Here is a 379-nt window from a genome sequence, read left to right on the forward strand (position 1 = left end):
AATGATATTCCAACGTTCAGAGTAGATCATATGCCTTATGGTGGTGTGAAAGAAAGTGGCACGGGGCGCGAAGGAATTAAATATGCAATAGAAGAAATGACAGAAATGAAATTAGTATGTATTAAAAAATAAATTAGAAAAACTTAAACTTTGCGCTAAAAAAACGAGTAGGAAATGTTTACGATTCCATACTCGTTTTTTACGCTTCTAGTAACTATTTAATTAAGTGTAACTTTTACTTCATTTCTTGTTTGAAAATAGTATCTTCTACATAAATTTGTTCTTTATCTACAGCAGTAGCATGAGTTAATACTAAACCGATTGGTGTTTTTGTATCTTTATTTTGAACAATTGTAAAAGGAACATTTTTTTCGTTTGC

General features: G+C 29.8%; 2 protein-coding genes. One reads left to right on the forward strand and one right to left on the reverse strand.

Going from position 1 to position 379, the window contains the following annotated elements:
• Positions 1–132: aldehyde dehydrogenase family protein (locus tag MR160_RS34065; protein ID WP_242299242.1), on the forward strand; the 132-nt coding region annotated here is incomplete at its 5' end.
• Between the two features lie 103 nt (positions 133–235).
• On the opposite strand, the gene MR160_RS34070 is transcribed toward MR160_RS34065, so the two are convergent.
• Positions 236–379: DUF1694 domain-containing protein (locus tag MR160_RS34070; RefSeq protein ID WP_242299243.1), on the reverse strand; the 144-nt coding region annotated here is incomplete at its 5' end.

It is taken from the genome of Bacillus cereus group sp. BfR-BA-01382, assembly GCF_022663475.1.
Classification (GTDB): Bacteria; Bacillota; Bacilli; order Bacillales; family Bacillaceae_G; genus Bacillus_A; species Bacillus_A thuringiensis_S.